This is a genomic window from Gemmiger formicilis (assembly GCF_016901605.1).
GTDB classification, from domain to species: Bacteria; Bacillota; Clostridia; order Oscillospirales; family Ruminococcaceae; genus Gemmiger; species Gemmiger formicilis_B.
Window position 1 is genome coordinate 1 of record NZ_JACJKP010000963.1, and the last position, 218, is coordinate 218.

The following is a 218-nucleotide window of genomic DNA, read 5'->3' on the forward strand; positions in this document are numbered from 1 at the left end:
AAAATTAAGGAGAAATTGCCATGAGCAGCACGACCAAACCCTATGAAGAAAAGATGAATGCCAGCGTAGACCATCTCGTCCGTGAACTGGCGGCAATCCGCGCAGGCCGCGCCAGAAGTTGCCGCCGCCAACCACAATGCCGATCTGCGTGCCCAGATCATGAGCCGCTTTGATACCGGCACAAATGGAGGCGATGGTCTCCTCATCAAAGCCGGTGC

1 pseudogene is annotated in these 218 nt (G+C 55.5%); it reads right to left on the reverse strand.

The window, feature by feature from the left end:
* Positions 1-218: pseudogene (locus H6B10_RS18520) on the reverse strand (hypothetical protein); the annotation flags it as partial.